19 protein-coding genes are annotated in these 21,214 nt (G+C 64.2%); 14 read left to right on the top strand and 5 right to left on the bottom strand.

All coding sequences use genetic code 11. The features are described 5' to 3' along the window. Positions 1 to 12 precede the first annotated feature (12 nt). Positions 13 to 1,038, top strand: a complete 1,026-nt coding sequence (locus tag NMB96_RS04600) for an NAD(P)H-dependent glycerol-3-phosphate dehydrogenase (RefSeq protein WP_255086383.1) — start codon at positions 13 to 15, stop codon at positions 1,036 to 1,038. 304 nt (positions 1,039 to 1,342) lie between these two features. Here the strand turns inward: NMB96_RS04600 and NMB96_RS04595 are convergent, their stop codons facing one another. Further along, positions 1,343 to 1,939, bottom strand: coding sequence for an OmpO family porin (locus tag NMB96_RS04595; RefSeq protein WP_023902125.1), 597 nt, complete (start codon positions 1,937 to 1,939; stop codon positions 1,343 to 1,345). A gap of 365 nt (positions 1,940 to 2,304) precedes the next feature. On the opposite strand from NMB96_RS04595, the gene poxB reads away from it, so the two are divergent. The 7 genes from poxB (at position 2,305) to NMB96_RS04560 (ending at position 10,228) form a co-directional block, all read left to right on the top strand. After that, positions 2,305 to 4,014, top strand: a complete 1,710-nt coding sequence (gene poxB, locus NMB96_RS04590; protein ID WP_183086773.1) for a ubiquinone-dependent pyruvate dehydrogenase — start codon at positions 2,305 to 2,307, stop codon at positions 4,012 to 4,014. Positions 4,015 to 4,061: 47 nt separating this feature from the next. Continuing rightward, positions 4,062 to 5,504 carry a sensor histidine kinase gene (locus NMB96_RS04585; RefSeq protein ID WP_255086382.1) on the top strand — a complete coding sequence of 481 codons (1,443 nt, stop codon included), beginning with the start codon at positions 4,062 to 4,064 and terminating at the stop codon, positions 5,502 to 5,504. After that, positions 5,489 to 6,829, top strand: coding sequence for a sigma-54-dependent transcriptional regulator (locus NMB96_RS04580; protein WP_255086381.1), 1,341 nt, complete (start codon positions 5,489 to 5,491; stop codon positions 6,827 to 6,829). Before NMB96_RS04585 ends, NMB96_RS04580 begins: the two co-directional genes overlap by 16 nt. A gap of 361 nt (positions 6,830 to 7,190) precedes the next feature. Beyond that, positions 7,191 to 7,991 carry a hypothetical protein gene (locus NMB96_RS04575; protein WP_023902131.1) on the top strand — a complete coding sequence of 267 codons (801 nt, stop codon included), beginning with the start codon at positions 7,191 to 7,193 and terminating at the stop codon, positions 7,989 to 7,991. A gap of 132 nt (positions 7,992 to 8,123) precedes the next feature. Beyond that, positions 8,124 to 8,738, top strand: a complete 615-nt coding sequence (locus NMB96_RS04570; RefSeq protein ID WP_255086379.1) for a hypothetical protein — start codon at positions 8,124 to 8,126, stop codon at positions 8,736 to 8,738. A gap of 104 nt (positions 8,739 to 8,842) precedes the next feature. After that, positions 8,843 to 10,066: an MFS transporter gene (locus NMB96_RS04565; protein WP_023902133.1), complete on the top strand. Its 1,224-nt coding sequence runs from the start codon at positions 8,843 to 8,845 to the stop codon at positions 10,064 to 10,066. A gap of 9 nt (positions 10,067 to 10,075) precedes the next feature. Further along, a complete protein-coding gene (locus NMB96_RS04560; protein WP_023902134.1) occupies positions 10,076 to 10,228 on the top strand; it encodes a hypothetical protein in 153 nt (50 codons plus the stop codon). On the opposite strand, the gene NMB96_RS04555 is transcribed toward NMB96_RS04560, so the two are convergent. Beyond that, positions 10,222 to 10,698 (bottom strand): tRNA (cytidine(34)-2'-O)-methyltransferase, encoded by a 477-nt coding sequence (locus tag NMB96_RS04555; protein WP_255086376.1) that lies wholly within the window; start codon positions 10,696 to 10,698, stop codon positions 10,222 to 10,224. The genes NMB96_RS04560 and NMB96_RS04555 overlap by 7 nt on opposite strands. A gap of 26 nt (positions 10,699 to 10,724) precedes the next feature. After that, on the bottom strand, positions 10,725 to 11,186 hold the full coding sequence (locus NMB96_RS04550) for an XAC0231 family protein (RefSeq protein WP_023902136.1): 462 nt from the start codon (positions 11,184 to 11,186) through the stop codon (positions 10,725 to 10,727). 398 nt (positions 11,187 to 11,584) lie between these two features. Between NMB96_RS04550 and NMB96_RS04545 the strand changes: the two genes are divergently transcribed. From NMB96_RS04545 to NMB96_RS04530, 4 genes are all read left to right on the top strand, one after another. After that, entirely contained in the window at positions 11,585 to 11,905 is a 321-nt protein-coding gene (locus tag NMB96_RS04545; RefSeq protein WP_023902137.1) for a DUF4156 domain-containing protein, read from the top strand. A 101-nt stretch (positions 11,906 to 12,006) separates the two neighbouring features. Next, positions 12,007 to 13,023: a 3-oxoacyl-ACP synthase III gene (locus NMB96_RS04540; RefSeq protein WP_023902138.1), complete on the top strand. Its 1,017-nt coding sequence runs from the start codon at positions 12,007 to 12,009 to the stop codon at positions 13,021 to 13,023. Between the two features lie 87 nt (positions 13,024 to 13,110). Then, positions 13,111 to 14,250: a protein adenylyltransferase Fic gene (gene fic, locus NMB96_RS04535; RefSeq protein ID WP_183086604.1), complete on the top strand. Its 1,140-nt coding sequence runs from the start codon at positions 13,111 to 13,113 to the stop codon at positions 14,248 to 14,250. A 139-nt stretch (positions 14,251 to 14,389) separates the two neighbouring features. Beyond that, complete coding sequence (locus tag NMB96_RS04530; RefSeq protein ID WP_023902140.1) at positions 14,390 to 15,292, top strand: alpha/beta fold hydrolase; 903 nt, start codon at positions 14,390 to 14,392, stop codon at positions 15,290 to 15,292. 137 nt (positions 15,293 to 15,429) lie between these two features. Here the strand turns inward: NMB96_RS04530 and NMB96_RS04525 are convergent, their stop codons facing one another. Further along, positions 15,430 to 15,813, bottom strand: coding sequence for a YkgJ family cysteine cluster protein (locus NMB96_RS04525; RefSeq protein WP_043888829.1), 384 nt, complete (start codon positions 15,811 to 15,813; stop codon positions 15,430 to 15,432). Positions 15,814 to 16,130: 317 nt separating this feature from the next. Here NMB96_RS04525 and oleC point away from each other — a divergent pair, with 317 nt between their 5' ends. Both oleC and NMB96_RS04515 read left to right on the top strand, forming a co-directional pair. Continuing rightward, the gene (oleC, locus tag NMB96_RS04520; protein WP_043888830.1) at positions 16,131 to 17,786 is read left to right on the top strand and encodes an olefin beta-lactone synthetase; all 1,656 of its coding nucleotides are present in this window, start codon (positions 16,131 to 16,133) and stop codon (positions 17,784 to 17,786) included. 9 nt (positions 17,787 to 17,795) lie between these two features. Continuing rightward, the gene (locus NMB96_RS04515) at positions 17,796 to 19,349 is read left to right on the top strand and encodes a winged helix-turn-helix transcriptional regulator (RefSeq protein ID WP_255086375.1); all 1,554 of its coding nucleotides are present in this window, start codon (positions 17,796 to 17,798) and stop codon (positions 19,347 to 19,349) included. A gap of 730 nt (positions 19,350 to 20,079) precedes the next feature. Here NMB96_RS04515 and NMB96_RS04510 read toward each other — a convergent pair. Continuing rightward, the gene (locus tag NMB96_RS04510) at positions 20,080 to 21,060 is read right to left on the bottom strand and encodes a serine hydrolase domain-containing protein (RefSeq protein WP_343237630.1); all 981 of its coding nucleotides are present in this window, start codon (positions 21,058 to 21,060) and stop codon (positions 20,080 to 20,082) included. Positions 21,061 to 21,214: the final 154 nt, after the last annotated feature.

Raw genomic sequence — 21,214 nt, 5'->3', positions numbered from 1 at the left:
TTGCGTGCGCCGATGAGCGATTCGAAGCACAAGATCGCCGTCCTCGGCGCCGGTTCCTGGGGCACGGCCCTGGCCGCGCTGCTCGCCAGACACGGTCACCCGACCGTGCTCTGGGGGCGCGATGCGGCGATGGTGGACGCCATCGACCGCAATCACGAAAACGTGCGGTATCTGCCGGGTATTCCATTGCCCGACAGCCTGCGCGCGACCACCGACCTGCAGCTGGCCGTTGCCGATGCAAGCTGGATCCTGGTCGTGGTGCCCTCGCATGCGTTCACCGAAACGATCCAGTTGATTGCACCGTTGCGTCCGTCCGGTGCCGGCGTTGCGTGGGCGACCAAGGGATTCGAACCCGGTTCCGGGCGGTTCCTGCACGAAGTGGCGCGCGCCATCCTCGGCCCCAGCGTGCCACTGGCCGTGGTGACCGGGCCGTCCTTCGCCAAGGAAGTCACGCTTGGTTTGCCGACCGCCATCACCGTGCACGGCGACGATGCGGCGTTCGCGCAGGTCGTGGCCGATGCCATGCATGGCCCCACCTTCCGCGCCTATACCGGCGATGACATGGTGGGCGCCGAACTCGGTGGCGCGATGAAGAACGTGCTGGCCGTGGCCACCGGTGTGGCCGATGGCATGCAGCTGGGCCTCAATGCACGCGCCGGGCTGATCACGCGTGGCTTGAACGAGATGCTGCGCCTGGCGGCGGTGATCGGTGCGCGTCCGGAGACCTTGATGGGCCTGGCCGGATTGGGCGATCTGGTGCTGACCTGCACCGGCGATCTGTCGCGCAACCGGCGGCTTGGATTGGCGTTGGGGCGCGGGCAGAGCTTGAACGATGCGATCCGCGAGATCGGCCAGGTGGTCGAGTCGGTGCAAACCGCCGACGAGGTCATGCGCCAGGCCGAGCATCACGGCATCGAACTGCCGATCTCCAACGCGGTGCGTGCCGTATTGCATGGCGAGATCACACCGGAAGCCGCATTGAAGGAACTGTTGGCGCGTGAGCGCAAGCCCGAGTATCCGCAGGCGTTGTTTACCTGATTGGTTGGTAACGCGCCTCGCGCGTCGCGTGGTGGAGTGAAGACACTAAAAAGCCCGGCAATGCCGGGCTTTTTAGTGTTTGCGCACTTGTCGTTGCGTGCATCAAGGCAAAAGCTTGTCGCGTCGCAGCCACGTAAACGTGCTGCGCACTACGTTCCAGCGCAACAGCCCGTACACACGGGATCTAGCGATCGAGTGCGCTGCATCGCAATCATCCAATCGCACAAAAGAAAGAAGCCCGGTCGTGGGACCGGGCTTCCAATGCAACGCGGGAGAGAGAGTCGCGTTGCGTTAAACGTGCGGCTTACCAGCTGAAACGCGGGCCGACCGACCATTCCTTGTTGCCGTCGCCATCCATACGGATGTCGCCGTTGATGCCCCAGTTCTGGTTCAACTTCACCTGGGCGCCAAGGCGGCCGTAGAAGGTGTCGTCCAGATCGATGCCACGCTTCTTGGAGAAATCTTCGTAGCCAGCCAGAGCGTAGACTTCGAAATGCTCGCCGAACGAGTTACGCAGGCCAGCTTCGACGCTGAAACCATCGAAGTTGATGTTCGGGGTGTCCAGGTCCAGCTTGCGATAGGCAACGCGCGCCAGCAGGTCGGTGCTGGTGGCCACTTCGTAGTTGTAGCCCACGCCCACGCCCCATTGCTGGAAGTCGGTGTTGGAGCTTTCGAACACGTTGTTGTTGTCGTCAGCGTTCTGCTTGCTGTAGTCACCGAACACGTGGATGTTCGGGGTGATGGCGTAGGAGCCCTTCACGCCCCAACCATCAGCGTCGCGACCTTCGGTCGGAGTGCGCACATAGTCGCCTTCGACGAAGTTGTAGGAGATGTTTTCAGCAGCGGAGGCCGCAAACGGCAGAGCTGCGAGAAGGCCGAGGGCCAGCAAAGAAGTCTTCATGATCGAGATACCTGTACTTATTGATTTGGGCCGGCGCTGAGGCGGATGCCGTTCGCTGCCGAGATGTAAATTCTCCGTTATTCGATGGAACGCGACATGAATTTTGAACTGACTGGTGCATGAATCATCGCGCCCGGTTCAGTTCCGGTTTTTGTCATCAAGCTGCAACGCGTGTAGCGCACACGCAAAGCGTGATGGGGTGTGAGTTACCTCGCGCCAATGTGAGATGCGCGTGTAGAAGCACCTGTTTTGCAGCGATTTTTTGCTATCTGCATTGAGGCGAGGACATTGTACTGACGCTGCGGCTGGGACCATGCAGGCTTGTTGAACATCTCTGGAGCTGCATCGTGGCGAAGAAAAAGACGTTGGCGCGGTTTCTGGCCGAGACGCTGCAGAGCGCAGGTGTGGAGCGGATCTGGGGTGTGACCGGCGACAGCCTCAACGGCTTGACCGATGCCTTGCGTGAGATGCAGACGATCGAGTGGATGCATGTGCGCCACGAAGAAGTCGCCGCATTCGCCGCTGGCGCCGAGGCGGCGGTGACCGGCCAGCTGGCCGTGTGTGCGGGCAGCTGCGGGCCGGGCAATCTGCACTTGATCAACGGGCTGTTCGATTGCCATCGCAGCCGTCAGCCGGTGCTGGCGATCGCCGCGCATATTCCCTCGTCCGAGATCGGGCTGAGTTATTTTCAGGAGACCCATCCGCAGGAGTTGTTCCGCGAGTGCAGTCACTTCGTGGAGTTGGTGACCAACCCGGCGCAGCTGCCGGAAGTGCTGCATCGGGCGATGCGCACCGCCATCCTGCAGCAAGGTGTGGCGGTGGTGGTGATTCCCGGCGATATCGCGCTGCTGGAAATGGACAAGCACGTGTCGAGCGCCTGGCCGCAACTGCGCCAGCCGCGCGTGCTGCCGGCTGCCGAAGACGTGGCGCAGTTGGCCGAGCTGTTGCAGCAAAGCGAGGCGATCACGCTGTTGTGCGGCAGCGGCTGCGCGGGTGCGCACGATGCGGTGGTGGCATTGGCCGACACCCTGGGCGCGCCGATCGTGCACGCGTTGCGCGGGAAAGAATATGTGGAGTGGGAGAACCCGTTCGATGTCGGCATGACCGGTTTGATCGGTTTTAGCTCCGGCTACCACGCGATGCTCAACTGCGACACCTTGATCATGCTGGGCACGGATTTTCCGTATCGGCAGTTCTACCCGAAGGACGCGACCATCGTGCAGGTGGATCGCGACCCGAGCGCGCTGGGGCGGCGCACGCCCTTGCAACTGGGTATCGCAGCGGATGTGGGCGAAACCATTGCCGCCTTGCTGCCGCACTTGCAGCGGCGCGAGAAGCGCGACTTCCTGGAGAAATCGCTTGCGCATTACCGCAAGGCGCGCGAGGGGCTGGACGATCTGGCAGTGCCGGCAGACCCGGGCGAGCCGCTGCATCCGCAATTCGTGGCGCGGATGATCAGCCAGATTGCCGACCAGGATGCAGTGTTTACCTGCGATGTCGGCACGCCGACGGTGTGGGCCGCGCGCTATCTGCGCATGAACGGACAACGCCGTTTGCTCGGCTCGTTCAATCACGGTTCGATGGCCAATGCGATGCCGCAGGCGCTGGGTGCGCAAGCGGCGTTTCCGGGCCGCCAGGTGATTTCGCTGTCTGGCGATGGCGGCTTTGCGATGTTGATGGGCGATTTCATCTCGCTGGCGCAGCTGCGTCTGCCGGTGAAGATCGTGGTGTTCAACAATGCCTCGCTGGGATTTGTGGCGATGGAGATGAAGGCTGCCGGCTATCTGGATACCGGTACCGAGTTGCGCAATCCGGACTTCGCTGCGATGAGCAATGCGATGGGCATCTTGGGCATCCGTGTCGATGAGTCGTCGCAGCTGGAACGTGCATTGCGGCAGGCCTTCGCGCATTCCGGCCCGGCGTTGGTGGATGTGCGCATCGCCACGCAGGAACTGGCAGTGCCGCCGGCGATCAAGTTGGAACAGGCCAAGGGCATGGGCCTGTATCTGCTCAAGGCGGTGATGAGCGGGCGCGGCGATGAGGTGATCGATCTGGTCAAGACCAATATGCGTTAACGCCATCGCCGCGTTCGCCACTGCACGTCTTCATCGGATCCTTTCGCATGCCTCGTTCGTTGTTGCGCCAATTGCTGTTGATCTGGGTGGTGATCCTTGCCGCCTGCGTGGGCGTGGCCACGATGTTGTATGGCCTGTACCGACAGACAGAAGGCGTACGACTGGATGAAGCGCGCCAGCAATTGACCACGCAGTGCACGCGCATCGTGCAGCGCTACGCCGGTGCAAGCGAGGCCGCGCGCAGTGGCGACAACGGCGCCGGGCTGGCGGCGGTGGTGGTGCAGTTGGTGCTGGCCGATGCGCCCGGCGTGGAAGGTGGGGTGTGGAATCTCGACAAGGGATTCATTGCGTATGCCTATCCCACTTACGACGGCAGCGATCACAAGACCGATATCCCCGCCGCCGAGTGGACCACGATTGTCAGTACCGCGCGGCAAAGTGCGGTGGGCAACAAGGCGGTGGAATTTCGTCGCGATAGCAGCCGCGAAGTGGTGTTGATTAGCGCCTGCCCGCTGGCCTCGGGCACCGCCGCATGGACCATGTCGCGAGTGCCGGCGAGTACCTCCGATGCCTGGCGGCCGTTGGTGATCGGCATGCTGCTGATCTTCGCCATGGTGGCGGTGTCGGCGATTGCGTTAGGCGTGGTGGTACGGCGTTGGAGTCAGCGCCTGCAGCGGATCCAGCAGGCGCTCGCCGCCGATACCGAGCTCCCGCAGATTCCGGTCACCGGCGCACCCGAGCTGGATCGGTTGGGCGCTGCGGTGAGCGACTACGCACAGCGTAATGCGCAAGCGCTGGCGCAGACACGACGGTTGGCCGACGAGCTATCCCGGCACGAACGTCTGGCCGCGCTGGGCCGCCTGACAGCGACGGTGGCGCATGAGATTCGCAACCCCATCGCTACCATGCGTTTGGCGGTGGAAAACGACATCGCCAGCCGGCAGAGCACCCCGGACGATGCCACGCATGGCGAGTTGATGCTGGGCCAGATCCGCCGCCTGGATGGGGTGGTCGAAAGCCTGCTCGGCATGGTGCAGCCGATCCGTCTGCAGTTGGAAACGGTGGTGGTGCAGGACTGGTTGGCGACCTTGCTGGATCCGGCCTTGCTACCGCCAGGCACGCCTGCGCCACAGCTGCGCGTGCCTGCTACTCCGTTGCAATGGGCGCTCGATCCGCAGCAGCTCGGACGCGCCGTACACAACCTGCTGCGTAACGCGCTGCAGCACGCCGATGCAGGCAGCACGGTGACATTGGAAGCCAGCGCCAGCGACAGCCTGTTGCACCTGCAGGTTTCCAATCATGGTGCGGCCATTGCCGACACCATTGCAGCGCAGTTGTTCGAGCCGTTCGTCAGCGGTCGCAGCGATGGCAATGGCCTCGGCCTTGCGCTGGTGCGCGAGATCGCGCGCGCACATGGCGGGCAGGTGCGTTACGTACATGCCGACGGCATGACCCATTTCATTGTGGAGCTGCCATGGCGCGCATCCTGATCATCGATGACGACGCGGCGTTTCTTGCCACCTTGCAGGCAACGCTGCGCTCGCTCGGCCATACGGTGATCGCGGTCGATAACGGCGCCGATGGATTGGCGCGCTTGAGCGAGGGCGATATCGAGCTGGCGTTCGTGGACTTCCGCATGCCCGGGATGGACGGGATCCAGGTGCTGCGCGCACGTGCGGACGATGCACGTGCGCGTCAGGTGCCGTTGGTGATGCTCACCGCGTACGCGTCCAGCGGCAACACCATCGAAGCGATGACGCTGGGTGCGTTCGATCACCTGGTCAAACCGGTGGGGCGTGCCGATATCGTCGAGGTGGTGGAGCGTGCATTGGCAAGTCGTGCTGACACCGACGCCGATACCGCGGCGACCGAGCTGCCTGAAGACGACGATGCCCTGGTCGGCCACAGCCCGGCGATGCGTAACGTGCACAAACGCATCGGGCTGGCGGCAGCCTCCGATTTGCCGGTGTTGATCACAGGCGAGACCGGCACCGGCAAGGAGCTGGCTGCGCGCGCCTTGCATCGTGCCAGCGCACGCGCGAATGCGGCGTTCGTGGCGGTCAATTGCGCGGCGATCCCGTTGGAGTTGATGGAAAGCGAATTGTTCGGCCATCGCAAGGGCGCCTTTTCCGGGGCGACCGGCGACCGCATTGGCCTGATTCGCGAGGCCGATGGCGGTACCTTGTTCCTGGACGAGATCGGCGACATGCCGCTGCCGATGCAGGCCAAGTTGCTGCGCTTTCTGCAGGAAGGTGAAGTGACGCCCCTGGGTGGCCGCGGCGCGCAGAAGGTGGATGTGCGCGTGCTGGCGGCCACGCATCGCGATCTGGCCGCGTGGGTGGCGGCCGGGCAGTTTCGCAGCGACCTGCGTTATCGCCTGAATGTGGTGCCGATCGAGCTGCCGCCGCTGCGCGAACGCGGGCAGGACATCGTGCTGCTTGCGCAGTATTTTCTGCGCACCGGCGAAGGCGCAGCGCGTGCGTTGTCACCGGGCGCGCAAGCGCGGCTGCTAGCCTATCCGTGGCCCGGCAACGTGCGTGAGCTACGGAATGTCATGCAACGCAGTCAACTGCTGGTGCGCGGGCACAGCATCACCGCCGAGGATCTGGACGAGGCGCTTGGTCACAGTGCCGAGCAACCCATGACGACGGCGCCGCTGGAAGGCACCTTGCCCGAGGCAGTAGCGCGACTGGAAAAGCAGATGATCCAGGACGCATTGGCGCACAGTGGCGGTAACCGCGCCGAAGCCGCGCGCCGGCTCGGCATTCATCGCCAGCTGCTGTATCGCAAGCTCGATGAGTATGGGTTGCAGTAGTCGCAGCGATAAAGCCCGAATGCGATGTTTACAGACTGGCGTAGTCGGTGCTTTGGCTGCGATGCAGTACGCGCACAGCAACACGCGCACATGTGGGTGATTGCATGCCGCCGTTGCCACACGCAGTGCTTGGCCACTGATGTTCACAGCAGACCTTGCGCCGGGAAAGTGCTTGCTTTCGCACAGTCATGCATGACGAGGCTGCAAAGTGTCTGCAAAGCGGACAGTGGTGTATGAAACGCAGACGCTCATTCGTCCAACTGCATGTGCAAAACCCTTGAAAAACAACGCATTCGACGTTGGCACGATTGCTGCTTTGTCTTCAGGGCAAGCGGCGCTCCTGCCGCCCTGGAGACATCACATGATTCGTCAGACCGCACTCGCTTTCGCACTGGCCTGCAGCGTGGCGACTGCCGCCGCGCAGGTTCCTGCAGCGCCGGCCGCACCGGTTTCCCCGCGTCCGCCGGTTGGCACGCCACCACCGGCGCCGCCGATGCCGCCCGCGCCACCTGCACCGGTCGCCGCTACCCCGGTGAGTGTGACCGGCACCGTCGAGCGCTTCATGCTCAATCCCAATGGCGAGGTCGATGGCCTGTGGTTGCGCGATGGCACCCAGGTGGCGTTTGCGCCGCATCTGTCCGGCGAACTGCAGGCAGCCGTGCGCCGTGGCGATGCGGTCACCGTGCAGGGTTATCGTCTGGGCAGCCTGCCGGTGCTACGTGCCAGCAGCATCCGTTCCACGCGTGGTGGGCGCGAGGTGGTCGACCGCCCGCCGACGACCGCCGCCATGCCGCCCGCGCCTCCGGCGCCCGCCGCATTGACGCCGTTGCAGGCCGAGGGACGCATCGAGCGGTTGGTCTATGGCCCCGGTGGCGAGACCAATGGCGCATTGCTGAGCGATGGCACGCTGGTGCGGATGCCGCCGCATCTGGCGCTGCAGTTCGGCGATTTGTTGCGCACCGGTGCGCCGCTGAGCGTAAGCGGCTTCGGTGTTGCCACGAAGGCCGGCCGCGCCATCGAAGCCACGCAGTTGGGTCGCGATCGTGCCTCGCAGCGCGCCTTGTTCAGTCCTCCGCGCCCGGATGGTCCGGTGCCGCCTGCACCACCGACGCCGCCTGTCCCGCCGGCCGCACCGCCACCGCCGGCTCCGGCGCCGCGTTGATCCACAGCGCCGTCGCACACGCGGCGGCGTTCACACCGTTCCTCTCTATGCGCCTTTCCTGCCACGTGTCATGCGTGGCGACGGGCGCGGCTTGCCGGCATTGGCCGGTTCTACTTTCGTTGGAGTTCTTTCATGCATTGGGTCGATCCTGATTTCCTTCCCGAAACCCGCGGCACGCTGGCGCGCTTTCTGCTCAATCCCAAGGCCGATATCGATGGCCTGCTGCTGACCGACGGCACCGAAGTGCAAACGCCGCCGCATCTGTCTGCCGCCTTGCTTACGGCGCTCAAGCCCGGCAGCGCGTTGACCGTGCGTGGCCTCAAGCCGCGCGATGTGGACATGCTGGTTGCACTGGCGATCGATCCGGAAGGCGGCAAGCGCATTCTCGATGAAGGCCCGCATGGGCCGCACGTCAAACCCAAGCCCAAACCGCCTGCCGGCAAGCCACCCAAGCCGCAACATACCCAGCACAGCGGCACCATTGCGCGGTTGCTGCACGGCCCGCACGGGCAAGTGCACGGCGTGTTGCTGGATGACGGGGTCACGGTGCGGTTTCCACCGCATGCTGGCGCCGACTTTTCCAAGCAGCTGATCGTCGGCAAGGCGCTGGTGGCAGAAGGCGATACCCGGGCGACGCCGCACGGCGTGCTGATCCACGCGCATGCGTTGGGCGCCAAGGCCGCGTCGCTGAAGCAGATCGAGCATCCGCATGGCCCGGGTGCACATAAGCCCAAGCCCAAGCACTAGGTGCCCGCGATGCGGCTGCCGCGTTGGCGCGATGCGATCGCAATCGGGTCGGCCATGCACGCCAGCGTGCGCAGTCGCTTTCCATCGTGTAACGGAGAACGCCGATGCGCATGAGCACACCGCGCCCACGAGGCAGCCGCGCACTGGAGGCGCTGCATTTCAGCGTGGCCGATGTGCAGGACGGGCTGGGGCCGTTTCTCAGCGTTTTTTTGCAATCCAAGGGCTGGTCGGTGGCGGCGATTGGTACGGTGATGAGTGTGGGCGGCATCGCCGGGATGCTTGCCACCACGCCGGCTGGTGCCCTGGTCGATACCACCCGGCGCAAGCGCGCCGTGGTGGTGGTCGGCTGTCTGGCGATTCTGCTGGCCACTGCACTGATCTGGCTGCGGCCGAGCTCCTCCGGTGTGGTCGCTGCACAGATCGTCTCGGCGTTGGCGGCAGCCGGTATCGGCCCGGCGCTCACCGGCATCACCTTGGGGCTGGTGCATGCGCGTGGGTTCGATCATCAGCTGGCGCGCAATCAGGTCGCCAACCATGCCGGCAACATGCTGGCCGCACTGTTGGCCGGCTGGCTGGGATGGCGGTACGGGTTTGCGGCGATCTTTGTGCTCACCGCAGCCTTCGGCGTGCTGGCGATCGTGGCGGTGTGGCTGATTCCGTCGGCGGCCATCGATCATCGCGCCGCGCGCGGTCTGGGCAACACCGACGGCACGGACACTCTCAGTGGTTGGCGCGTCTTGTTGACCTGCCGACCGCTGGCGTTGCTGGCCGTCACCCTGGGGCTGTTCCATCTGGGCAATGCGGCGATGTTGCCGCTCTACGGCATGGCGATCGTGGCCGCGCATGCGGGCGACCCGAGTGCGCTGACGGCCACCACGATTGTGGTGGCGCAGGCCACGATGGTGGTGGTGGCGTTGTTGGCGATGCGCTGGATCCGCGTGCACGGACATTGGTGGGTGTTGCTGGTGGCGTTCATGGCGTTGCCATTGCGCGCGCTGGTCGCCGCATCGCTGATCCAGGGCTGGGGCGTGTTTCCGGTGCAGATGCTCGATGGACTCGGTGCCGGCCTGCAGGCCGTGGTGGTGCCGGCGCTGGTGGCGCGTTTGCTGCAGGGCACCGGGCGCGTCAATGTCGGTCAGGGCGCAGTGATGACGGTGCAAGGTGTAGGCGCGGCGCTGAGCCCGGCATTCGGTGGCTGGCTGGCGCACGCCTTCGGTTATCGCATTGCGTTTCTGGCGCTGGGCGCGATCGCGTTGTTGGCAGTGGCGCTGTGGGCAGGCTGCCGCGACATGTTGCGGGCAGCGATCGATGTGCAAGCGGTGCAGTGAAGCGGTGGCATGAGCGCGGCGCCCAGGCACAACATCGCAAGCAACGATCGAGTGGTGCGGATTGCGCGCAGAACCATCACCGGCGCGCGCGATACGCCGCTTTCCGGCAGCGATCAGCCGCCCGTCAGTTGTGCAGTCGTATCGACCATTGCGACTTACTGACCGCCGCTGAAGTCCCACTGCCGCCAGGCTTCGAACACCATGACCGCGACGGTGTTGGACAGATTGAGGCTGCGGTTGTCCGGTCGCATCGGCACACGCAGCCGGTGCTGTGGCGGGATGGATTCCAGTACATCGGCCGGCAGGCCGCGGGTTTCCGGGCCAAACAAAAAGGCATCGCCATCTGCGAACTGCGGTGTGTCGTAACGCATGCTGCTACGCGTACTCAGTGCAAACACGCGCTTGGGCGCAATTGCGGCCAGTGCGGTGGTCAGGTCGGCATGCACCTGCAGGGTTGCGTACTCGTGATAGTCCAGGCCGGCGCGTTTGAGCTGCTTGTCGCTGAGGTCGAAGCCGAGCGGCTCGATCAGGTGCAGGCGCGCGCCGGTGTTGGCGCACAAGCGAATCACATTGCCCGTGTTGGGCGGAATTTCGGGTTGAAACAGGATGACATCGAGGACGGGTGCTGACATGCGCGCAAGTGTAGCTGCGCGCGTGCTTAAAGGCCGAGGGTGGCGTTGACCAGCGCTTCCAGCTCGACCGGCGCCGGCTGCAGCTGCGGCACCGGCAGGTTGACGATGACCTGGCCCATCAGCGCGCCGATGGCAGCAGCGGCCTGGCCGGAAGCGGTCTGTGCACTGGCGGCGGTGCTGCGAACCACCAGGTCGGCGCGCTGTTCGGCCGAGGGGCGGACCTGGACGGTCGCCAGGGTGACGATGCGTGAGCCGGCCTGTTCGGCAGCGAGTGCGGCCAGTTGCTCGGCCGACGGACGCACCTGCACGGCGCTCAGAGTGCGGATGTCGCTGCTGCGCTCCAGTGTCTGCTGGGCGATCTGGTCGGCGGCCGGGCGAACCTGCACGGTGTCCAGCGTGGTCAGGCTGGCGGCCTGGGCGAAACCGGCCAGGCCGGTGCCGGCGAGCAGGGCGGCGGAGAGGGCGATGCGCAGGGTCTGGGTCTTCATGGCGAGGTCTCTTGGTGTGGGTGGGCAGTGGTGTGGTAGTAATGTAGTACACCGTTTCTGTGTGCGCAAGGATTTTCTTGGTGCTTTTTTATTTATTCAGCTGGGAGTCAGATTCAGGTGGATACACGACACGGCTGGGCTGCTTGCCGGTGAACTAGAGCAAATGGCGTACCAGCATCAGTACATTGATTTAAAAGGGATTTTTTGTTCGCGGCAGTGTCCGCGTCCGGACACCCGGACGCGCGCGGCGCCTGCGGACAGCGCAGCGGGGAGGTCGTCAAGGCGATGGAGGTGATATTCGGCGCGCTGAATGACTCGATGGCGGGCACACGGCACGCGCTGATTGCCGGCAGACAACTGCGGCACAATCCGGCTTTACCCACAGGTGTCTAAGACTTATGCGCGTGCTCATGCTGTCTGTTCTGGTTGCCGCTACCACCGCGGCCTGCACCTGGGTGCCGATCGAACAAAGCGGCAAGGGCGTGCAGGTCCTGCCCGCAGGCCCTGTGCCAGCTGGCTGTCAGCAGCAGGGCGAGGTCGTGGTGTCGGTCAAGAGCAAGGTCGGCTTCTATAACCGCAACCCGTTGCGGGTGCAGGAAGAGCTGGAGACGCTGGCACGCAACGAGGCCCCCGGCGCCAATGCCAACACGGTCCAGGCGCAGGGCCAGCCGGCCGATGGCAGCCAGCGTTTCAACGCGTTCCGCTGCCCGCCGCGCTGAACCGTTGGGCTAGAGCGAGGCCGGTTCAATTGTAAAGATGCGGTAAAAGCGGCCAGCAGCTAGACTGACGCCCCCTCGCCTGACGCCATGGCGCTATTTCGATGCTCTTCCAGAATGTCTCCATCGCGGGACTGGCGCATATTGATGCGCCGCACACGCTGACTTCCAAGGAAATCAACGAGCGCCTGCAACCGACCTACGACCGTCTCGGGATCAAGACCGACGTGTTGGGCGACGTTGCCGGTATCCATGCACGGCGCCTGTGGGACCAGGATGTCCAGGCATCGGACGCCGCCACGCTGGCCGCACGCAAGGCCCTGATCGACGCCGGCATCGGCATCGAAAAGATCGGCCTGCTGGTCAACACCTCGGTGAGCCGCGACTACCTGGAGCCGTCCACGGCCTCCATCGTGTCCGGCAACCTCGGGGTCGGCGACCATTGCGTGACCTTCGACGTGGCCAATGCCTGCCTTGCCTTCATCAACGGCATGGACATCGCCGCCCGCATGCTGGAGCGTGGCGAGATCGACTACGCGCTGGTCGTGGATGGCGAGACCGCCAACCTGGTCTACGAAAAAACGCTGGAGCGCATGACCTCGCCGGACGTCACCGAGGAAGAGTTCCGCAACGAACTCGCCGCGCTGACGTTAGGCTGCGGCGCTGCGGCCATGGTGATGGCGCGCACCGAGCTGGTGCCCGACGCGCCGCGCTACAAGGGCGGCGTGACCCGCTCGGCCACCGAGTGGAACAAGCTGTGCCGGGGCAACCTGGACCGCATGGTCACCGACACCCGGCTGCTGCTGATCGAAGGCATCAAGCTGGCGCAGAAGACCTTCCTGGCCGCCAAGCAGGCGATGGGCTGGGCGGTGGACGAGCTGGACCAGTTCGTCATCCATCAGGTCAGCCGCCCGCATACCGCCTCGTTCGTGAAGTCGTTCGGCATCGACCCGGCCAAGGTCATGACCATCTTCGGCGAGCACGGCAATATCGGCCCGGCGTCGGTGCCGATCGTGCTCAGCAAGCTCAAGGAGCTGGGCCGCCTGAAGAAGGGCGACCGGATCGCGCTGATGGGTATCGGGTCGGGGCTGAATTGCTCGATGGCGGAAGTGGTTTGGTGAGTTGCACCTAGTGACGTGTTAAAAAAAATGGATTTTTAGTACACGTCATTGCATCATGTTCGCTCTTGCAACATGACCGGTGTAGGCATGGACGACACGCTGGTGTTCAACCCCGAGCAGCCGTACAACGCGCTCCCGCCGCTTCCTCCGGCGGGAGACATCGAAACGCGCAGCCTGCTCAAGGCCTGCATCGTTGCACGCACCGCGCTGGCCGAGCTGAAGCAGGCCACCGCGCTGTTGCCCAATCCGGCAGTGCTCATCAACACGATCCCGATCCTGGAAGCACAGGCCAGTTCGGAGATCGAAAATATCGTCACCACAACGGACGACTTGTTCCGTTATGCAGACGATCAGGAACGCGCCCAGAACCCGGCAACCAAAGAAGCCCTGCGTTACCGCAGCGCGCTTTACGAAGGGTTCCAGTCGCTGCGGCGACGACCGCTATGTACCGACACTGCCGTGGTGGTGTGCAGCCGCATCAAGGCCGTGCAGATGCAGATCCGTCGCGTGCCCGGGACTGCGCTGGCCAATGAGCAGATCCATCAGATCATCTATACCCCGCCCGTTGGCGAGGCATTGCTGCGCGACAAGCTGGCGAACTGGGAGCGCTTTATTCACGAGCACACCGACATCGATCCGCTGATTCGGATGGCGGTGGCGCACTACCAGTTCGAAGCGATCCACCCGTTCACCGATGGCAATGGGCGCACCGGACGTGTCTTGAATCTGCTGATGCTGATCGAGCAAGGGTTGCTCGATGTTCCCGTGCTGTACCTGTCGCGCTACATCATCCGCCATCGCAGCGACTACTACCGCTTGCTACTAGATGTCACACGGCATGGTCGCTGGGCCGAATGGATTCAGTACATGCTCGCAGCTGTTGCCGAGACCGCTGCATGGACGACGGCAAAGATCCAGGCAATCCGCGGATTGGAGACGCAGGCGCGTGACCACGTGCGAGAACACGCTCCCAAGGCCTACAGCCGCGAACTCGTTGAAGTGATCTTCAATCAGCCGTACTGCCGCATCCAGAATGTGGTGGACGTGATGGGCGTCACCCGGCAGACCGCTGCACGCCATCTCAAGGAACTGGTAGATATCGGCATGCTGCAAGAGCAGCGCCTGGGTAAAGAAAAATTGTTCCTGCATCCGGCGTTTCTGCACCTGCTATCCAGTGATGGGCACCAACTGCCGACTTATCGGATGCATTTGCGGGAAGCGGAATGACGCTGGCTGTGTACTCCTACATCTGCCACGCGTTGGAGATGTCGCAATACGGCGATCACCGTGGTGCTCCTCGTCTGTACGTGCCACGTCAACATCTGCATCACGCAGCTTCTCTTGAAACGAATTGGATACCTTTGCCATGACCTACCCCGGCTATCCCTTCACTCCCAAGCGCCTTGAGGTGCGTCCCGGCATTGCGATGTCGTATCTGGACGAAGGTCCGCGCGATGGCGAGGTGGTCGTGATGCTGCACGGCAATCCGTCGTGGAGTTATCTGTGGCGGAACCTGGTGAGTGGCCTGTCGGATCGTTACCGCTGCATCGTGCCCGACCATATCGGCATGGGGCTGTCCGACAAGCCGGACGATGCGCCCGACGCACAGCCGCGTTACGACTACACCTTGCAGTCGCGCGTGGACGATCTGGACACGCTGTTGCGGCATCTGGGTATCAGCGAGCCGATCACGCTGGCGGTGCACGATTGGGGCGGCATGATCGGCTTTGGCTGGGCGTTGTCGCATCACGCGCAGGTCAGGCGGCTGGTGATCACCAACACCGCTGCATTCCCGTTGCCGCCGGAGAAACCGATGCCGTGGCAGATTGCGATGGGCCGGCATTGGCGGCCGGGCGAGTGGTTTATCCGCACGTTCAATGCGTTTTCCTCCGGTGCTTCGTGGTTTGGCGTATCGCGGCGGATGCCGGCCGCCGTGCGTCGCGCGTATGTAGCGCCGTACAACAACTGGCGCAACCGCATCTCCACCATTCGCTTCATGCAGGACATTCCGCTGTCGCCCGCCGACCAGGCGTGGTCGCTGCTGGAACGCTCGGCGCAGGCATTGCCCTCGTTTGCCGACCGCCCGGCTTTCATCGCGTGGGGGCTGCGCGATATCTGCTTCGACAAGCACTTCCTGGCCGGCTTCCGTAAGGCATTGCCGAATGCCGAAGTCACCGCGTTCGACGATGCCAATCACTACGTGCTGGAAGACAAGCACGAAGTGCTGGTGCCGGCGATCCGTGCGTTTTTGGAGCACAATCCACTGTAAGCGCCGCTGGTTTACTCATGCAGGCGCACAGCAGGCGCTGTGCCAGCTGCGCACAAAAGCGGATGGACAAGTGGAGAGAATCGGCCACGCAGTCGTTCTGTGGGTCGTTGCGAGTGGATGCCGCACTCGCAGCGCCGTTACAGCGGCGGCAGCGGATTGCGCTGCGCGTCGTCCACGCCGAGCCAATCGGCCTCGGTGAGCGCGTGCAGGCCGTGCGCCAATCGCGACTTGTCGCATTGCGCACTGCGCTCACCAAACTCCAGCGAGGCCGGCACGGCGGCGCAGGAGGAGGGGCGCCGGTCGTGGATGCTGCAGCGGCTGTAGCGACCGATGTCCGCGTCCAGTGCGATGCAGCGCGGCTGCGATTGCGAGGTGCCGCGCATGACGCGCTCGTGCGTGCGCAATGACTCTGTCAGCTCGATCGGCACCCTGCCGCCCAATGCGGGGTCGGCTTCGCTCCAGTGGAAACTGACGCGGAAGTAGGCGCAGCAAGCGCCGCAGGTGAGGCAGGGATGTGCCATGGCATGCCGGGCCTTGCGCGGCGAAACAACGTGGAGAGCGCGGCATTCTGACCGAACCACGCCACGATACAAGTGGCACGGACGCGCGCCTGTTAGCGGTTCATCTGCGCAAGTTGGGCAAGCGCATGTACACGATGGGGGCGAGTCGCACATTGGGCAGGAAATTTAGTGCGAACCCTGCACCGCATCGCTATGGCCGCATGGCGCGTCATCAGGGCAACTCGGGATAGGCGATGCCGGCGCGCTCCATCGGGCGTATGACGTTTGAAATGATGCAAGCGGGGCGGCATCGTCGGCGCATGGGTGATAATGCGGCAATGACAACTCTTCTCTGCAATATCGCCGCCACCCTGCCGGAACTCGCGCGCGAGCGCCCCGAGCAGATCGCCATCCGCTGCCCGGGCCGTCGCGCCGCCAATGGATTTGCTGCCTACGATGTGACCTTGAGCTATGCCGAGCTGGACGCACGCAGCGATGCGATCGCCGCCGGGCTGGCACTGCATGGCATCGGACGTGGCGCGCGCGCGGTGGTGATGGTGCGTCCGTCGCCGGAGTTCTTCCTGTTGATGTTTGCGTTGTTCAAGGCAGGTGCGGTGCCGGTGCTGGTAGATCCGGGTATCGACAAGCGCGCGCTCAAGCAATGCCTGGACGAAGCGCAGCCGCAGGCGTTTATCGGTATTCCGCTGGCGCAGCTGGCGCGTCGTCTGTTGCGTTGGGCGCGCTCTGCCAAGCAGATCGTCACCGTCGGTGGCCGCTACGGCTGGGGCGGAGTGACGCTGGCGCGCGTGGAGCGCGATGGCGCCAACGCCGGCAGTCAATTGGCCGCCACTGCGCCGGACGATGTGGCCGCCATTCTGTTCACCAGCGGCTCCACCGGCGTGCCGAAGGGTGTGGTGTATCGGCATCGGCATTTTGTCGGGCAGATCGAGTTGCTGCGTAATGCCTTCGACATGCAGCCCGGTGGTGTGGATCTGCCGACTTTTCCGCCGTTTGCCTTGTTCGATCCGGCATTGGGGCTGACCTCGGTGATTCCGGATATGGATCCGACCCGCCCGGCCACCGCCGATCCGCGCAAATTGCATGATGCGATCAACCGCTTCGGTGTGACGCAGTTGTTCGGCTCGCCGGCATTGATGCGCGTGTTGGCAGACTATGGCCAGCCACTGCCCAACGTGCGCCTGGCCACCTCGGCCGGTGCGCCGGTGCCGCCGGATGTGGTGGCCAAGATCCGCGCGCTGCTGCCGGCAGAGGCGCAATTCTGGACGCCGTACGGCGCCACCGAGTGTCTGCCGGTGGCAGCGATCGAAGGCCGCACGCTGGATGCCACCCGTGCAGCCACCGAGGCAGGCGCCGGTACCTGCGTGGGTCACGTGGTCGCGCCCAATGAAGTGCGCATCATCGCCATCGACGATGCGGCCATTCCCGAGTGGAGCGGCGCGCGCGTGCTGGCGGTGGGCGAGGTCGGCGAGATCACCGTTGCCGGTCCCACCACCACCGATACCTACTTCAACCGCGACGCGGCCACGCGGATCGCCAAGATCCGTGAGCGCAGCAGTGATGGCAGCGAGCGCATCGTGCATCGCATGGGCGATGTGGGGTATTTCGATGCGGAAGGGCGCTTGTGGTTCTGCGGGCGCAAGACCCATCGCGTGGAAACTGCAACGGGCCCGCTCTACACCGAGCAGGTGGAGCCGGTGTTCAACGTGCATGCGCAGGTGCGGCGCACCGCGTTGGTCGGTGTGGGCGCAGCCGGACAACAACAACCCGTGCTGTGCGTGGAATTGCAGCCGGGTGTTTCGGCATCGGCGTTTGCGCAAGTGGAAACCGCATTGCGTGCGTTGGGCGCTGCGCACCCGCACACTGCAGGAATCGCGCGGTTTCTGCGCCATTCCGGGTTTCCGGTGGACATCCGCCACAACGCCAAGATCGGTCGCGAAAAGCTGGCGGTCTGGGCGTCGCAGCAGTCGCACTGAGCCCCAACGATGCGCGCACGTTATCGTCTGGATGACCTGCGCATCGATGTGGCGCGTCAGCGCGTGGAGCGCGGCGGTGTCGCGCTCGAGGTTGGCGGGCTGAGCTTCCGCCTGCTGCACTATTTGCTGCAGCAGGGGCAGCGGGTAGTCGATTTCGACGAGTTGATCCAGAACGTGTGGGCACCGGCGCTGGTCAACGAAGAAACCGTCACCCAGCGTGTGCGCCTGTTGCGGCAAGCCTTGGACGACGACTCGCGGCAACCGCGTTACCTGCGCTCGGTGCGCGGGCAGGGCTATCAGCTGTGCGTGCCGGTGCAGTTGGACGAAGCACCGCCTGCGGGTGCGGTGCCGCGCCGTGGTGCCTGGATCGTTGCGGTAGGTGCGCTGCTGCTCTGCGTTGGTGTTGGCGCGACCTGGTGGCTGCAAACGCGTGATGCGCCACCAGCGCAAGCCGCATTGTTGCAGCGTGCCGATTACTACGCCGGCATCGGCCAGCGCGACGACAACGAACGCGCTATCGGCTTGTATCGCCAACGCCTGCAGGAAGCACCGGACGATCGACAGGCGCAACTCGGCCTCAGCCGCGCCTACAGTGCGCGCGTGTGCCAATACGACAGTGATGCAGCGTTTGCGCTGCAAGCCTTGCGACTGGCCGATGCTGTTGTGGCCGTGCAACCGGGCCTTGCGGCAGCGTACGCCGCGCGTGGTTATGCGCTGGATTGTCAGGGCCGCAATGGCGATGCCTTGGCAGCCTACGAACAGGCACTGCAGCTGGATCCCAGTGCCGATGCGGTGCGCGGCTCGGCTGCGTATCTGTACGAGCGCCAGGGGAAATTGGTGCAGGCGCTGTCGGCCAATCTGGCGGTGCACGACCCGACGCGCGTGCGATTTTTGCCGATCCAGATCGCCAGCAATCTGAGTCTGCTCGGTTATGCGAGTGCAGCCGAGGCGCGCTACCGAAAAAATTTTCAGCTGTACCCGGACGATCCTTTCTCCAATCTGGCCTGGCCCACGTTCCTGTTCGAACATGGCCGCGCGGCCGAAGCGCAGACGGCGTTGAGCGAGGCGCAGAGCCGCGGCACCGAATATGCCGGGCTATCGTTGCTGCAGGCCGAGCTTGCGTGGCTGCGTGGCGACAAAGCGCTTGCGCGCGCAGCGGCGCTGCGTGCAGTGCAGCTCCGACCGCAGGGCAGCTTCGCGCAGACCGTAGCCTGGACACTGCAGGCGCAGCCGCCACCGGCAGCCGCGACGCTGCATGTGCGCGCGCAGGATTTGTTGGTCAGCGTGGAGCGCGGCGGCGACCCGTTCGATGCAATCGATGCGGCAATGCTGCTGCTGTGTGCGGATGCGCCGGACGCGGCGATGCGCGCCCTGCAGCATGCCGAAGCCGCCGGCTACCGCAACGCCGGCTATCTGCGTCAGTCGCCGTTGCTGCAGCCGCTGCGCGCTTTGCCGGAGTTTGCTGCGTTGCTGACACGTATCGATGCCGATCTTGCTGCCCAGCGTGCGCAACTGCGTCGCCGCAATCTGTTGCCGGCAGATGCCGTGTCCGAGCGGGGCTAAGACACTGCATCGATTCGTTTGGATGCGCTTCACGCTCAAATCGCAGTACATGCGCTGTATGCCGCATAGAGCAACTGCGCTCGCTGCTCATTGCGTAGTCGTGCGGTAAGCCACTTCGGAAAATTACTACACACACTGCTAGCCGGGCGCGGCCGGGTTTGTAGTTTTCATCAGCACACGACCACGTAGACAGGTGCGATGTCCTCACCGCTTGCGGGACCGTGTGGCGGCATGGATGCCGCCACCGAGCCCCCAGGGATGGGTTCACGGCGTGTCCCGCAAACGGTGAGGGCATCGCGCCCTCGACCCGCTCGGCTTGGGAGCATCCAACTGCGCCGAAGCTCAAGCTCTCGGTTGCCTTGAAAGCTGATCGAGCGGCGCGGATGCCTCGGGTGTAGAGCGCTTGGTCTGCGGTTTTTCTGCAGGGCCCTTGCCCGGCCACCATCGCGGGACACGCTGCAAGTACGTCCTTGTAAGCTCTTACGCGGCATCCATGCCGCGTAAGGTCCCGCGACGGTGGCCGGGCAAGGACCAGTCGAGAGGGTCGGTGTGCGTGGTTACAAGCAGTGTTGCGAGCATTGCATGCAGCGCGGCGTTCAGATGCGGTGGGGTCTGATCGGCTCCTTTCGATCTGCAATGTCACTGCCATTCCTGACATCACTCCACTCGTCAACGAAGGCGAGTGCAGCCAGCGGGTTGGCGCTATCGATGCAGTTTTGGAGAGGTTTCGTTAGCGCGCTTGGTTGCCCTCAGGCAGCGCCTTGAGCACATAGTCGGTCAGCAACCGATGTGATTGCTGGTGCATCTGCCGGGTGTTGTAGGCGCTGCGCGTGAGCACTACCACCAACCGTTCTGCGGGTACGACGAAGACGTAGTTGCCGCCATTGCCGGACATCGCCCAGGTGTCGCGTTGCACGCCGTGCACCGGAAACAGGAAGTGCCAGAGTTGGTAGCCATAATCGGCATCCTCGCGTGCCTGCGCATGCACGCTGGTCATCGTGCGTATCCAGTCGGCGGCAATCACTTGGCGGCCTTGCCAACGTCCCTGTGCAAGCAGCAACTGGCCGAGTTTGGCCAGGTCGCGGCTGCGATAACGGGTGCCGCCACCGCCCATTCCTACCCCTTCGGACGACACATTCCACTGCACCTGATCGATCCCGAGCGGCTTTTCGAGCACCTGTGCGGAGAACGCCTGCAGCCGCTGTCCGCTGGCTTTTTCCAGCACCGCACCGAGCAGGAAGGAGCCTGCGGTGCAATACGAAAACGCGCGGCCGTGCGGGCTTTGCGCGGGCCGCTGCATCCATGGCGCGTAGCCACGGATCGGTAGATCCAGGGCGAACTGCGTCCAGTCCGCACTCACGTACATGCGTTCTTCGTTGCCGGCGGAGAAGGCGTTGTCGTCGTTGCATTCCAGCTGCGAGCTCATCGTGAGCAGGTCTTCGATGGTGATGTCGCGCTTGCGTGGATCGGGATGCTGCCATTGGCGATCGCCGAAGTAGTCGTAGACCTTGGCTTGCGCGTTGGGGATCAACTTGCGCTCGATGGCTGCACCGACCAGCAGCCCGGTGACGCTCTTGGTCAACGAGCGGGTGTCGTGCAAGGTCTGGCGATCGGCATCGCCCAGGTAGTGTTCGTAGACCAGTACGCCATCGCGCACGATCAGCACGCTGGTGGTGGATGGCGCCAGATCGGCAGCCAGTGCCTGTTCCATCTGCGCCAGCACGGGCAGGTTCCAGCCGCCAGCGGCAGTGCTGGCGACCGGCCAGCCGTCATCCAGGGCGGGTGGCATGGTGGCCGCTGGAGGCACAGCCGGTGACGCGGCAGCCGATGGACCGGGTGTGGCAATTCCTGGAGTGGCGGCCTTT

This window comes from Xanthomonas hortorum (assembly GCF_024339125.1).
In the GTDB taxonomy this organism is placed as follows: domain Bacteria; phylum Pseudomonadota; class Gammaproteobacteria; order Xanthomonadales; family Xanthomonadaceae; genus Xanthomonas; species Xanthomonas hortorum.
The sequence above is the reverse complement of the archived record's forward strand: the minus strand, read 5'-3'. Positions and strand labels throughout refer to the sequence as shown.

Coding starts and splice junctions, on each gene's coding strand:
- NMB96_RS04580 (WP_255086381.1), top strand. CDS start 5,489: ATGGCGCGCATCCTGATCATCGATGACGACGCGGCGTTTCTTGCCACC.
- NMB96_RS04570 (WP_255086379.1), top strand. CDS start 8,124: ATGCATTGGGTCGATCCTGATTTCCTTCCCGAAACCCGCGGCACGCTG.
- NMB96_RS04530 (WP_023902140.1), top strand. CDS start 14,390: ATGACCTACCCCGGCTATCCCTTCACTCCCAAGCGCCTTGAGGTGCGT.
- NMB96_RS04600 (WP_255086383.1), top strand. CDS start 13: ATGAGCGATTCGAAGCACAAGATCGCCGTCCTCGGCGCCGGTTCCTGG.
- oleC (WP_043888830.1), top strand. CDS start 16,131: ATGACAACTCTTCTCTGCAATATCGCCGCCACCCTGCCGGAACTCGCG.
- fic (WP_183086604.1), top strand. CDS start 13,111: ATGGACGACACGCTGGTGTTCAACCCCGAGCAGCCGTACAACGCGCTC.
- NMB96_RS04595 (WP_023902125.1), bottom strand. CDS start 1,939: ATGAAGACTTCTTTGCTGGCCCTCGGCCTTCTCGCAGCTCTGCCGTTT.
- NMB96_RS04515 (WP_255086375.1), top strand. CDS start 17,796: ATGCGCGCACGTTATCGTCTGGATGACCTGCGCATCGATGTGGCGCGT.
- NMB96_RS04545 (WP_023902137.1), top strand. CDS start 11,585: ATGCGCGTGCTCATGCTGTCTGTTCTGGTTGCCGCTACCACCGCGGCC.
- NMB96_RS04585 (WP_255086382.1), top strand. CDS start 4,062: ATGCCTCGTTCGTTGTTGCGCCAATTGCTGTTGATCTGGGTGGTGATC.
- NMB96_RS04525 (WP_043888829.1), bottom strand. CDS start 15,813: ATGGCACATCCCTGCCTCACCTGCGGCGCTTGCTGCGCCTACTTCCGC.
- NMB96_RS04565 (WP_023902133.1), top strand. CDS start 8,843: ATGCGCATGAGCACACCGCGCCCACGAGGCAGCCGCGCACTGGAGGCG.
- NMB96_RS04550 (WP_023902136.1), bottom strand. CDS start 11,186: ATGAAGACCCAGACCCTGCGCATCGCCCTCTCCGCCGCCCTGCTCGCC.
- NMB96_RS04575 (WP_023902131.1), top strand. CDS start 7,191: ATGATTCGTCAGACCGCACTCGCTTTCGCACTGGCCTGCAGCGTGGCG.
- NMB96_RS04555 (WP_255086376.1), bottom strand. CDS start 10,698: ATGTCAGCACCCGTCCTCGATGTCATCCTGTTTCAACCCGAAATTCCG.
- NMB96_RS04510 (WP_343237630.1), bottom strand. CDS start 21,060: ATGGAACAGGCACTGGCTGCCGATCTGGCGCCATCCACCACCAGCGTG.
- NMB96_RS04540 (WP_023902138.1), top strand. CDS start 12,007: ATGCTCTTCCAGAATGTCTCCATCGCGGGACTGGCGCATATTGATGCG.
- NMB96_RS04560 (WP_023902134.1), top strand. CDS start 10,076: ATGAGCGCGGCGCCCAGGCACAACATCGCAAGCAACGATCGAGTGGTG.